The sequence below is a fragment of the Roseiarcus sp. genome (genome assembly GCF_052145395.1).
Taxonomy (GTDB): domain Bacteria; phylum Pseudomonadota; class Alphaproteobacteria; order Rhizobiales; family Beijerinckiaceae; genus Roseiarcus.
Genome location: NZ_JBKQOT010000221.1, coordinates 1 through 12084, shown reverse-complemented (window position 1 = coordinate 12084; position 12084 = coordinate 1). Strand labels below are relative to the sequence as shown.

General features: G+C 68.4%; 14 protein-coding genes. 2 read left to right on the top strand and 12 right to left on the bottom strand.

The window, feature by feature from the left end; translation table 11 throughout:
* Positions 1–494 precede the first annotated feature (494 nt).
* The 10 genes from ACLP25_RS07540 to atpD all read right to left on the bottom strand — a co-directional run bounded on the left by ACLP25_RS07540 (position 495) and on the right by atpD (position 9118).
* Positions 495–2417, bottom strand: a complete 1923-nt coding sequence (locus tag ACLP25_RS07540; protein ID WP_442468597.1) for a potassium transporter Kup — start codon at positions 2415–2417, stop codon at positions 495–497.
* Between the two features lie 186 nt (positions 2418–2603).
* Positions 2604–3497 carry a F0F1 ATP synthase subunit gamma gene (locus ACLP25_RS07535; RefSeq protein WP_442468596.1) on the bottom strand — a complete coding sequence of 298 codons (894 nt, stop codon included), beginning with the start codon at positions 3495–3497 and terminating at the stop codon, positions 2604–2606.
* A complete protein-coding gene (locus ACLP25_RS07530; RefSeq protein ID WP_442468595.1) occupies positions 3494–5014 on the bottom strand; it encodes a F0F1 ATP synthase subunit alpha in 1521 nt (506 codons plus the stop codon). The genes ACLP25_RS07535 and ACLP25_RS07530 overlap by 4 nt, the downstream gene beginning before the upstream one ends.
* Positions 4995–5741: a F0F1 ATP synthase subunit delta gene (locus ACLP25_RS07525; RefSeq protein ID WP_442468594.1), complete on the bottom strand. Its 747-nt coding sequence runs from the start codon at positions 5739–5741 to the stop codon at positions 4995–4997. Before ACLP25_RS07525 ends, ACLP25_RS07530 begins: the two co-directional genes overlap by 20 nt.
* A gap of 10 nt (positions 5742–5751) precedes the next feature.
* Entirely contained in the window at positions 5752–6000 is a 249-nt protein-coding gene (locus ACLP25_RS07520; RefSeq protein WP_442468593.1) for a F0F1 ATP synthase subunit C, read from the bottom strand.
* Positions 5997–6689 carry a F0F1 ATP synthase subunit A gene (locus tag ACLP25_RS07515; RefSeq protein ID WP_442468592.1) on the bottom strand — a complete coding sequence of 231 codons (693 nt, stop codon included), beginning with the start codon at positions 6687–6689 and terminating at the stop codon, positions 5997–5999. The genes ACLP25_RS07520 and ACLP25_RS07515 overlap by 4 nt, the downstream gene beginning before the upstream one ends.
* A 77-nt stretch (positions 6690–6766) precedes the next feature.
* A complete protein-coding gene (locus ACLP25_RS07510) occupies positions 6767–6949 on the bottom strand; it encodes a hypothetical protein (RefSeq protein ID WP_442468591.1) in 183 nt (60 codons plus the stop codon).
* Positions 6946–7233 (bottom strand): AtpZ/AtpI family protein, encoded by a 288-nt coding sequence (locus ACLP25_RS07505; protein WP_442468590.1) that lies wholly within the window; start codon positions 7231–7233, stop codon positions 6946–6948. The genes ACLP25_RS07510 and ACLP25_RS07505 overlap by 4 nt, the downstream gene beginning before the upstream one ends.
* Positions 7230–7685 carry a F0F1 ATP synthase subunit epsilon gene (locus tag ACLP25_RS07500; protein WP_442468589.1) on the bottom strand — a complete coding sequence of 152 codons (456 nt, stop codon included), beginning with the start codon at positions 7683–7685 and terminating at the stop codon, positions 7230–7232. Before ACLP25_RS07500 ends, ACLP25_RS07505 begins: the two co-directional genes overlap by 4 nt.
* Complete coding sequence (gene atpD / locus ACLP25_RS07495; protein WP_442468588.1) at positions 7682–9118, bottom strand: F0F1 ATP synthase subunit beta; 1437 nt, start codon at positions 9116–9118, stop codon at positions 7682–7684. The genes ACLP25_RS07500 and atpD overlap by 4 nt, the downstream gene beginning before the upstream one ends.
* A 309-nt stretch (positions 9119–9427) precedes the next feature.
* On the opposite strand from atpD, the gene ACLP25_RS07490 reads away from it, so the two are divergent.
* Positions 9428–11044: a DEAD/DEAH box helicase gene (locus tag ACLP25_RS07490; RefSeq protein ID WP_442468587.1), complete on the top strand. Its 1617-nt coding sequence runs from the start codon at positions 9428–9430 to the stop codon at positions 11042–11044.
* Positions 11045–11068: 24 nt separating this feature from the next.
* Positions 11069–11347: a hypothetical protein gene (locus ACLP25_RS07485; RefSeq protein ID WP_442468586.1), complete on the top strand. Its 279-nt coding sequence runs from the start codon at positions 11069–11071 to the stop codon at positions 11345–11347.
* Here ACLP25_RS07485 and ACLP25_RS07480 read toward each other — a convergent pair.
* The gene (locus ACLP25_RS07480) at positions 11296–11739 is read right to left on the bottom strand and encodes a TfoX/Sxy family protein (protein WP_442468585.1); all 444 of its coding nucleotides are present in this window, start codon (positions 11737–11739) and stop codon (positions 11296–11298) included. The genes ACLP25_RS07485 and ACLP25_RS07480 overlap by 52 nt on opposite strands.
* The coding region (locus ACLP25_RS07475; RefSeq protein WP_442468584.1) for a HesB/IscA family protein at positions 11736–12084 on the bottom strand (349 nt) is incomplete at its 5' end. The genes ACLP25_RS07475 and ACLP25_RS07480, both read right to left, overlap by 4 nt.

Below are 12084 nucleotides of genomic sequence, written 5' to 3'. Positions count from 1 at the left end.
ATTCGCTCTCCGCGCGACCATTCAGAGCATCGCATCGAGTTTTCGCACCGTCTGCAAGATTTTTGCACCACGAATCGACGTAAACGAAATGAATAGGTTACGCGGTGCAGAATTCAGGTGCATAAAGCTCCGCTTGCCCCCCAACTTTTCCCGTCCGTGGACGCGGTCCGCAATGTCGGCTCAACGTCGATTCGCGCCGTCCAAGTGCTTGGAACGAGTGTTGCGCATCGAGTCGAGCTGATGCGTTCGAAATTTGCTTCAGGGACGTTCGCTCCCGGCGCTTGGCGCGGCAGGAAGAATGACTCCGGCGTCCCTATACGTCGTGGGTATCTACGTTAACCGGATAGGCACGGGATGAATATAAGTTCGACCCCCGCCGTCATTGCGAGGACCGTGAGCGACGAAGCAATCGATGCCGCCGCTGCGCCCTGCGGCATGGATTGCTTCGCTCCGCTCGCAATGACGGCGAGGACTCGACCCGACTTCATCCCACGCTAAATCTCGAACTCGATGCCGATCTCCATGACCTGCGCGCTCGGGAGATTGAAATAGGCGTCGGGACGCTGGGCGTTGCGGTGCATGAAGGCGAAGATCGCCTCGCGCCAGCGCGGCAGCCCAGGCCGCTTGCCGAGCGGGATGATCGTTTCGTGGCCGGTGAAATAGACCGCCTGGCTCAGATCGAATTTCTCGATCTTCCCGCGCGCCATTGCGTCGGCGAGACCTTGCGGCACGTCCGGCTGCTCCATGAAGCCAAAGCGCAGTTCGGCCCGCGTGAGCCCGGCGTCGATCGGGACGACCTTGATCCGGTCGTGATCCTGCGCGTGCGGCGTCTCGGTCATTTCAACCGCGACCAGCAGAACATTCCGGTGCAGCGTCCGGTTGAAGTTGACGTTGTGCGACAGCGCGAGCGGCACGCCCTTGGCCATGCGGCCCATGACGATGGCGGTCCCGTCAATGCGGATCGGCGGGTTGACGAGCAGCCGTTCGATGAAATCCTGCGTGCGCTCACGGATGTTGACCCGCAACGCGTCCAGGACCTGTGTGCCCTTTCGCCAGGTCAGCATGAGGAAGGCGATCGCAAAGGCGATCATGAGCGGGAACCAGCCGCCGTCGAGAAGCTTGGTCGAGGTCGATGCGAAGAACAAAAGGTCGAGCGCGAGCAGGCTTCCGTTGACAGCATAGACGATCAGCGGATTGAACTTCCAGTGCAGCGCCACGTAGGTCGCCATCAGCGTGGTGATCACCATGAGCAGCGAAACCGCGATGCCATAGGCGCCGGCGAGCGCGTCCGATGAGCCGAAGCCGAGGACCGCCGCAATCGTGCCGGACGCCAGCGCCCAGTTGACGAACGGCACGTAGATCTGACCGATCTCGCGGCCCTCCGTGTGGACGACCGTCATGCGCGGAAGGAAGCCGAGATTGATCGCCTGCTGTGTCAACGAATAGGCGCCCGAGATGATCGATTGCGAGGCGATCACGGTCGCGACCGCCGCGAGTACGACCAACGGGTAATGCGCCCACTGCGGCGCAAGCGCGTAGAATGGGCTGTCGAGCACCTCCGGGGAGTTGGGCTCGGCGAGCAAAAGCCCGCCCTGGCCGAAATAGCTCAGCGTCAGCGCCGGCAGCGCCACGCCGAACCATGCGACCCGGATCGGCAGCGGCCCGAAATGGCCCATGTCGGCGTAGAAGGCTTCGCCGCCCGTCACCGCGAGAAAGGCGCCGCCGATGACGACGAAGGCGAGCGGCCCGGCGCTCCAGAGATAGGTCACGGCCGGAATGGGGCTGAGCGCGGCGAGCACGGCCGGCGACCGGATGATCCCGCCGACGCCGAGCATGCCTGCAATGATGAACCAGGTGAGCATGACGGGGCCGAAAATGCCGCCGAGCCAGGACGTGCCGTTGCGCTGGATGATGAAGAGGCCCGCGAGAATCACGACCGTCAGGGGCACGACAAAGTGCTCCATCTGCGGAGCGTAGATCTTGAGGCCCTCGATGGCGGACAGAACCGAGATCGCCGGCGTGATCGTGCCGTCGCCGTAGAGGAGCGTCGCCCCGATGAGGCCGACCACCAACAGCGCGGCGCGGCGGCGGTTCTGTTTGACCCTGCGCGGGCTGACGAGCGCCAGCAGGGCCAGAATGCCGCCCTCGCCGTGGTTGTCGGCCCGCATGATCAAAGTCGCGTATTTGAGCGAGATGACGACGATGAGCGACCAGAAGATCAGCGAGACGATACCGAGCACGGCCTCCGGCGTAATCTGGCCGTCCGGGCTCGCCGCCTTCGCGGCGGTGTTGAGGGTGTAGAGCGGGCTCGTGCCGATGTCGCCGAAAACGACGCCCATGCAGGCGAGCGCGGCCCACCCCACCGAACGGCCCTTGTCCTCGTGTGGAATGGCTCCCAGCTTCGCCGTCGCACTCATCGCGAGCGCCTTGTTCTTGTCGGGCGTCTCTTATGGCCGCAGCGGCCCCGCCCGAGCGGTCGCATGACGGCGTAGGACTCTGCGTTCCCGTCGTCAACGCGCGGGAGTCGGGCAATTTGACGCGGGGCCTGACGCTCTCCGCTTCGAGCTTCTTCGAGAAGCGCCCCTGCGGCGCTGCTTTAACGGCTACGGCGGGCGCGAATCCGCGCCCTTCTCGTCCGTCGCCCCCCGCGTCCTGCGGCCGCCGAGCTCGATGATCTCGTTGGTGATCTCCTCCTGCCGGAGCTGACGGGAGCGGGCGATCAGTTCGTCGAGCATCTTGGCGACATTGGTCTTGGCGGCGGACATCGCCCGCATGCGCGCCTCGTTCTCGGCGGCGAGCGACAGGGTCAGCGCCTCGCACAGCTCGGCGAAGACGTATTCCTGGGCGAGTTCGGCGAGCAGGACCTGGGGGGGCAGGGAAATGATCGGCTGCCGCATCGTCCGCGCAGGAGGAAAGCGGGCGAAGTCGAACGGGGCGAGCGCGCGGTCGACGACCTCGATCTCGCCCAGCGACGGCGTGGCGTGGACAATGTTGACCCGCGTCGCCTGGCCCGAGCCGAGGCGGCGGTAGAGCTGCTCAGTCACCCGGTCGGCGAGCGCGCCGACCTCGTCGACATGGGCGACCATCGGCCGGCTCCAGCCGACCAAAAGGCCGCGTTCGTCGGCCGCGATCAGCCCGCGCGCGCCGAGCAGAAGAAGCTCGCTGCGGCGGGCGCCGTCCCGCTTGAGCACGCGCTCGGCGACGTCGAGCACGCGCCGGTTGAAGACGCCGGCGAAACCCTGCTCGGCGCACAGCGCGATCACGAGATGGCCGCCGCGACCGTCGCGCGGTCCGACAGGCGGGCCGCCGTCGTCGACGAGCCCCAGCGCCTGCCCGATCGCCGACCCGACGGTGGCGGCGTAGGCGCGCACCCCTTCCAAGCGCTCACGCGCCTCACGCGCCCGCGCCGCGGCGATGCCGCGCATGGCGCCAATCACCGACGACAGTTGCCTGACCGAGCGAATCCGCGCGACGACGTCGCTGAGCCGTTCGGTCATGGACCGGCTCCCGCCCCGACGAGCGCGCGCACGGCCTCGACGAGCTTCGCCCGCGCCGCGTCGTCGCAAGTTCCCTTGGTCATGACCGGCGACACGGCGTCGGGCGCGAGCGCGTCGAGTTGCGCCGCGATCCGCGTCCGGGCCTCGGCGATCTTGGCGACCGGCGCCGAATCGAACACGCCGTCCGCGAGCGCGTCGAGCAGCGCGACCTGGTCGACGAGGCGCAGCGTGGCGAAGCGCGGCTGGGCGAGCAGCGCGCGGATGCGCTCACCGCGTGCGATGGTGGCCTTCACCCGCTGATCCGTGATGCCGCCAAAACGGGTGAACATTTCGAGCTCGAGGAACTGCGAATAGTCGAGCCTCAGCCGCCCGGAAGCGGCGCGCAAAGCCGGCGCCTGCGCCTTGCCGCCGACACGGCTCACCGAGAGGCCGACATCCACCGCCGGGCGCTGGTTGGCCGCGAACAGCCGCGAATCGAGCACGATCTGCCCGTCGGTGATCGAGATGAGGTTGGTCGGGATGAAAGCCGAGAGATTCCCGGCGTCTGTCTCGGCGATCGGCAGCGCGGTTAGCGACCCGCCGCCGAGCTCCGGCGCAAGCTTCGCTGCGCGTTCGAGCAGGCGGGCGTGGACGTAGAAAATGTCGCCCGGAAAAGCCTCGCGTCCCGGCGGCTCGTGGGTGAGCAGCGCGAGCTCGCGGTGCGTCGCGGCGTGTTTGCTCAGATCGTCGACGACGACCAGCGCGTGGCCGCCCTTGTCGCGAAAATATTCCGCGATGGTGAAGCCCGCGAACGGCGCGATCCATTGCAGCGCCGCCGAAGAAGCGGCCGACGCGATGACGAACACGCAGCGTTCCGGCGCGCCCATCGCCTTGACGGACTCGACGACGCGCTCGACCGCGGTCGCCCGCTGGCCGACCGCGACATAGACGCAGATCATGTCCGAGCGCTTTTGGTTGATGATCGTATCGACGGCGATAGCGGTCTTGCCGGTCGCGCGGTCGCCGATGATCAGCTCGCGCTGGCCGCGGCCGAGCGCGAAGAGCGCATCGACCACCAGCACGCCGGTGGCGACGGGCTGCTCGACGAGGGCGCGGTCGATGATCGCCGGCGCGGGACGCTCGATCGGATGAAAGGCTTCGGCTGGGATCGGCTCGTCGCGATCGAGCGGGCGCCCGAGCGGGTCGACGATGCGCCCGAGCAGACCCGGACCGACCGGGACCTGCGCGACCTCGCCGGTCGCGCTGACCAGTGAGCCGACGCCGATCGCCTCGGCCTCGTCGAAGATCGTCGCGTTGATCGCGTTCGCTTCCAGTGACAGCGCATAGCCCATCCGGCCGCCTTCGAAGCGAAGCAGTTCGCCGAGCCGCGCCTCGGGAAGGCCGGACACCCGGGCGACGCCGTCGGCGATCTGCTCGACTCGCCCGACCGACTGCGCCTCGGCCTTGAGATCGACGCGCTTCAGCGCGTCGCGCTCGGCAGCGAGCCAGCGTGCGCCGTCAACGATGGACGCCGTCATGGCGGGTCAACTCCTCGACGATGCGTTTGAGGTCTTCGCGAAAGCTGTTGCGGACGACCGCGTGCGGCGTCTCGATCTCGAGCCCGGCGATCACTGCGGGATCGACCGTGACGGCGAAATCGACCGGGCGCCCGAGCGCGCGGGCGAAGGCGTCACGGCAGGATTGGGCTTCCGCCGGCGTCAACGGCCGGGGCGCCGTGAGCCTCGGCGCATCGCCCGCTCCGAAGCCGTCGCGGCTCGCGTCCGGCAAGGACGCCAGCGCTTTGGCAAGACCGTCGATAAAGCCGTCCACGCGCGCCGAATCCGGCAGGCGCTCCATGAGCTTGCCGGCGACGTCGACCGCGAGGCGCGCCGAGCGGTCGGAGGCGGCCGCCTCCTCGGCGGCGCGCGCCCAGCGCATTTCCGTTTCCGCCGACGCGCGCACCTGGTCGGCGTCCTCTCTGGCGGCGGCGAGCGCCGCCTCGCGCTGGGCGTTGGCGTCCTCCGCCGCCTTGCGCAGCACGGCGTCGCGGGCGGCGGCGATCTTGTCGCTCTCGGCCTCGGCGGCCTTATGCGCCGCGATCGCCCTCGCCTTCTCCGCCTCGGCGTCGCCGAGCACCTTCGCCGCAGCCGCCTGGCGCTCCTCCATGACCGCGATCACCGGACGAAACAGGAATCGGGCGAGGATGGCGACGAGAATGAGGACGTTGATCGTCTGCAGGCCGAGCGTCCACCAGTCGATCCGCATGAGCCGCAGCCTACTTGACGAACGGATTGGCGAACAGCACCAAAAGGGCGATGACGAGGCAGTAGATCGCCATCGTCTCGATCATGGCGAGGCCGACGAACAGCGTGCGCGAGATCGTGCCGGCCGCCTCCGGCTGACGGGCGATCGCATCCATCGCCGAAGCGACCGCCATGCCCTCGCCGATCCCCGGCCCGATCGCGCCGAGGCCCACGGCCAGCGCGGCGGAGAAGATGCTGACAGCTTGGATGAGGTCGTTCACGGCTTCGACTCCGATGAAGCGCTGGGCTTGCGGCGCTCGCCGACCGCGGCGCCGATGAAGACGGTCGCGAGGATCGCGAAAATGTAGGCCTGCACGGCGCCGGTGAGCAGATCGAGCGCCATCAGCGGGATCGGCACCAATAGGCCCGCCAGCGCCAGAATGATGCCGATGATGAACACGCCGGCCATCACGTTGCCGAACAGGCGCACGATCAGGGAAAAGGTCCGGGTGAACTGCTCGACGATGTTGAGCGGGATCATCACCCAGGTCGGCTCGGCGTAGGTCGCCAGGTAGCCCCCGAGCCCGCGGACGCGGATTCCCCAGCCGATGGTCGCGACGAAGATGATCAGCGCCATCGCGGCATCCGTCTCGATGTGCGCCGTCGCCGGCTCGATTCCCGGAATGAGCGACGACCAGTTCGAAACGAGCGTGAACAGGAAGATCGAGCCGATTAGGGCGCGGAACGGCGCCGGATCGGTCTGCATCGTCTCTCGGATCTGGCTGTCGACGGTCGAGACAACCAGTTCGAGCAGCGTTTGGCCCTTCGAGGGAATGAGCGCGAGCCGCCGGGTCGCCAACGCCGAGCCGACGCCGAGCAAAGCGATGACCGCCCACGAGACGACCACCGGCTCGGTGATCCCGACCGGGCCGACATGAAACAGCGGCTCGAGGGTCAGCGGAGACTTCACGCGAGCCTCCGGTAGTGACGCGTCAGAATGAGGCGCACGACCAACACGCCGGCCGCCGCGGCGAGGAAGAGGTTTGCTCACTGCCGGGCGATCAGGACGAGGGCGATCGCGAGCAGCGCGAATCGCAGGCCCTGCAGCGCCACGCCGAGGCCGGTCTGGCCTTCGCGCATCAGCGCGACGCTCCCCCACAGCGACAGGAAATGCGCGGCCCCGAGCGCTGCGCCGAGCGCGAATGCGCCGGCAATGTGGACGGTGGTCATTGCCGGTGCATCCATCGCCATGCGGTCCACATGCCGGCGACTGCGCCGAGCATGATCAGCGGCGCGGTGAAGAAGATTCCCGACTTGAAGGTCCCGTCGAGCCAGCGGCCGACGACGACGCCGACCAGAATGGGCGCGACGATCGCCCAGCCGAGCACGCCGATCTGGCCGAGGCGCGTGGCGATCGTCGGCTCGCGGTCCTCGCGGAACTTGCGGTCGCGTTCGGCCGCGACCCGGGCCGCGTCCTGCATCCTGCCGTTGCGGGGGTCGAGCGGGGCGATCATGGCGCGGCCTCGCCGGTGAAAGGCGGGTTTCCGTCGCCGAGCGCACGGCCGTCGCCGCGCAGGTAGCGCATGAGCTGGCGCAGCGCGCGGGCGTGCAGCCGCGTCTGCTCGACCTTGGCGCGGCGGTCGGCGTCGAGATCGGCGGCGCGCTCAGCCGCGACGTCGGCCTGGAGCGCGTCGAGGTCGTCTCCCAGAGTCCCGCGGCGGCAGGCGACCGCGACCCGGTTTCCGCCGGTGATCGTCAGCACCCCGCCGCTCAGCGCGCAGTAGCGCGTCGGCTGGTTCTCGCGCGTCCAGCGCAAGACCGAGGGAGGCAGGACCGTCAGAAGGTCGGCGTGTCCCGGCAGGACCCCGAAGGCGCCGCTTTCGTCCTCCGCGCGCAGCGACCGGACGTCGTCGACGTCGACGATGAGCGCAGAAGGCGTCGCGATCGTCAGGCGAATGGCGCTCATGACGCGGCCTCGGCAGGCTTGCGGTCGGCGGCGCGCGCGGCGTCCTCCTTCTCGCGCGCTTCGTCGAGGTCGCCCACCATGTAGAGGGAGCCTTCGCGCCACTCGTCGCAGTCGCCGTTGAGGATCGCCTTGCAGCCCTGAACCGTGTCGGCCACCTTGACCGAACGGCCCGGGACCCCTGTGAAGGCCTCGGTCACGGCGAAGGGCTGGCTGAGAAACCGCTGAAGACGACGGGCGCGCTCGACGATCTTGCGGTCCTCGGCGCCGAGCTCCTCCATGCCGAGCAGCGCGATCACGTCCTGCAGCTCGCGATAGTGCTCGATCGCCCGGCGGGTCTCCGTCGCCACCGCGACATGCTCCTCCCCGACCACCAGCGGGTCGAGCAGAATCGAGGACGAGGCGATCGGATCGACCGCCGGATACATGCCCTCGGCCGCCATGCCGCGCGACAGCACCACCATGCTGTCGACATGGGCCGCGATCGTGGTGACGGCGGGGTCGGTGAAATCGTCGGCCGGCACGTAGACCGCCTCGATCGCCGTGACCGAGGCGTCGCCGACCGAGGCGATGCGCTCCTGCAACGCGGCGACCTCGTCGGCAAGCGTCGGCTGATAGCCGACGCTCGACGGCGCGCGTCCGAGCAGGCCGGACACCTCGGCGCCCGCCTGGACAAAGCGGAACACGTTGTCCATCAAAAGGAGCACGTTCTGGCGCCGCACATCGCGGAAATATTCGGCGACGGTCATGGCGGTCATCGGCACGCGCCAGCGCGCGCCGGGCGGCTCGTTCATCTGGCCGTAGACGAGCGCGGTGCGTGCGAGCACGCCGGACTCGGTCATGTCGAGCAGCATCTCGTGCCCCTCGCGCGAGCGCTCGCCGACGCCGGCGAAGACCGAGATCCCCTTGTAGCTCTCGACCATGGCGTGGATCAGCTCCATCACCAGCACCGTCTTGCCCACCCCCGCCCCGCCGAACATCGCCGCCTTGCCGCCTTGCGCGAGCGGCGCAAGCAGGTCGATCACCTTGACGCCGGTGGCGAAGAGTTTCGTCGTTCCGGTCTGGGCGGAGAACGCCGGCGGCTTGCGGTGGATCGGCCAGCGGGGCGCGTCGGCGGGCAGCGGGGGGCCCCGGTCGCCGATGCGGCCGAGCACGTCCATGAGGCGTCCGAGCGTCGCCTCGCCGACTGGGACGGAAACGGGACCGCCGGCGCCGTGCGCCTTGTCGCCCCTTCTCAGGCCGTTCGTCGGCTCGAGCGCGATCGCGCGAGCGTTGCGGGCGTCGAGATGGGCCTGGATTTCCGCAACGACGACCCGGCCGTCCGAGTCAAGGATTTCGACCGCATCGTCGATCGGCGGCGGGCCGCCTTCGAAATCCAGGTCGATCACGGCGCCGTGGATTGCGGCCACCCTGCCCTCGCCCCGCTCATCAGCCATCGAACTCGCTCCTGCGTCGGGGGCGAATGCGAATCTCGCATGGCCTCCGGCGCCGCGCAAAGCGACATCGAGTCGCGGAGGGAATCTCTTAATCCGTATTTAAAACCGGCTTTTGTTGACATTTCGGGGATTTCGACTATGTGAGGCGGGGTCGAGAGCAAAGCAAGGCTCCGGCATGGCGTTGGCGACGCGCTTCGCGCCCACGCTGGACGCGAGAAAAAAACGCCACGGCCCCGCGAACGATCGCGCGGCTCTCGAAGCCTCCACCCCCCTGCGCGGATGAAAACCGTTCGCGCGATGCGAGACCCAATGAAGTTTAACGAACTCGGCCTGAGCGAAAAAGTGCTCAATGCCGTCGAAGCGGCGGGCTACGACACGCCGACGCCGATCCAGGCGCAAGCCATTCCCCACGCCCTGCGGGGCCGCGACGTCCTGGGCATCGCCCAGACCGGGACCGGCAAGACCGCCGCCTTCACCCTGCCGATGCTGTCGGCTCTTGAGCGCGGACGCGCCAAGGCCCGCATGCCCCGGACGCTTATCCTCGAGCCCACGCGCGAACTCGCCGCCCAGGTTGAGGAAGCCTTCGTCAAGTACGGCGTCAATCACAAGCTCAACGTCGCGCTGCTGATCGGCGGCGTGTCCGACGGCGAGCAGAAGAACAAGATCGACCGTGGCGCCGACGTCGTGATCGCCACGCCCGGCCGCCTTCTCGACCTCACCGAGCGCGGCGGCCTGCTGCTCACCGGCATCGAGATTCTGGTGATCGACGAAGCCGACCGGATGCTCGACATGGGGTTCATCCCGGACATCGAGCGCATCTGCAAGCTCGTGCCGTTCACGCGGCAGACCCTGTTCTTCTCGGCGACCATGCCGCCGGAAATCACCCGCCTCACCGAGGCGTTCCTGCACAATCCGGTGCGCATTGAGGTTTCCCGCGCGGCGACCACCGCCGAGAACATCACCCAGACGCTGGTGCCTTCGGGCGGCGCGCCGCACGACAAGCGCGCGACGCTTCGCCGCATCATCGGCGACGCGGACAATTTCAAGAACGCGCTTATCTTCTGCAACCGCAAGCGGGACGTGCAGGTGGTGTACCGCTCGCTCCAAAAGCACGGCCTGTCCGTCGACGCGCTCCACGGCGACCTCGACCAGCGGGCGCGCATGACGGCGCTCGACGCGTTCCGCGCCGGACAGGTGCAGTTACTGGTCTGCTCGGATGTGGCGGCGCGCGGCCTCGACATTCCGGACGTCAGCCACGTCATCAACTACGACGCGCCGCACCATTCCGAGGACTACGTCCACCGCATCGGCCGCACGGGCCGGGCGGGCAAGACCGGCCAGGCGCTGACCATCGTCACCCGCGCCGACACCAGGTCGATCGCCGAGATCGAGAAGCTGATCAATCGCAAGATCGACTGGCTGGAGGGCGCCGAGATGCCTGCCGAGGACGACGGTGGCGACGAGGGGCGTCATCATGATCGGCGCGGCAGACGTGGCGAGCGCGGCGGTCGGCATGGCGAGGAGCGGCCGGCCGGCGAGGTCCGGACCGAGCGTTCCGGCGAACGCGGAGGCGCCCGTCGGCATCGCGCCGAACGGCCGCATGAGGAGCGGGTTGCGCCGGAGCAGGCCCGCCCCAACGACCCCATTCCCGAGTCCCGCAGGCATCATCGCGCCGAGCGCCCGCAATCGGAGCGCCTCGCCGCTGAGCAGGAGCGCATCCGTGATCGGGCCGCCGCGCGCCACGTCTCCGGCGGCAGGGGGGGCCCGGTCCCGGGGCCGGGCGCAGCGCCCAGGCGCGAGCGACCGCACCGCGGCGACGACGAGCCGGTGATCGGCCTCGGCGACCATGTCCCGAGCTTCCTGTTGCGTCCGGTGCCGAAGCGGAACAAGACTCCGCAGGAACACGAGCCGGTCGCGGAGGACTGAACGTCGATTCCGGGGGCGGACCGGATGTTGAAGCTCGGGGTCCTGCGGGTTCTCGCCGCCTTCCTGTTCGGCCTTGCGATTCCCTTCGGGTTTTGGACGCTGAGCCGCGCGGTCGGACTGCCGCTCTTGATCGCCGCCGCCGTCGCGCTCGGCCTCGCTTACGGCGCGGTCAAGGCCGACAATCCCTGGTCCGGCGACGGGCTCGCCGGCAATCTGAGGCTCATGGGCGTCAGCGCCGCCGTGCTGGCGGCCTATGTCGGGCCGAGCGTCGTGGCGGCGCGTGCGATCGTCAAGCGTTTGTAGGAGCGGCCGGCGCGGTCAGCGACCGCGCGCTGCAGGGGCGCCACGTTTCGCATTCCGTTTGAAAGGCTTCGCCTTGGCCGCCGCGGCGCGCTTGCCGCTTCGAGTCCTAGTTCAGCAAAGCGGCGAAGCGTGTCGGCGTCGTCATAAGCCTCGGCCGGCAGTCGCCAGAATGACGTCAGCATCGGCTTGCCCTTGGCTTTGGTGATGAACGGCAACGATCCCGCGGCGGAGAACGCCGCTTCCGTCTCGCCATCGACTTTCAAAAACGCCTCGCCGTCCGTCTTGATCGCAAAGCAAAGCCCGTCGGCGTAAACGCCGTGGCCGCCGAACATGCGCTTCACGACGACCGCAGCGAATGGCTCGAACAATTCCTGGAGGCCGCCGGCATTCACGCCGACGCGTTCAACGCTTCGGGGCTTACCGGCGTGATCGCGACGCTCTCGCCGCAGCCGCAGGACGAGGTCTCGTTGGGGTTGTGGAACGAGAAGCTCGCGGAAAACTTGTCGACGGCGAAATCCATTTCGGCGCCAAGCAGGAACAGGATCGCCTTGGGGTCGATCAAGAGCCTGACGCCCTTCGCCTCCACCACCTCGTCGAGCGGCGAGACGTCGTCGGCCAATTCCATGGTGTAGGACATGCCGGCGCAGCCGCCGTTCTTCACCCCGACGCGCAGGCCGACGATCGGCTTTTGCGCGTTGGCGATGATCTCGTGGACCCGCGCCGCAGCCGCGTCGGTC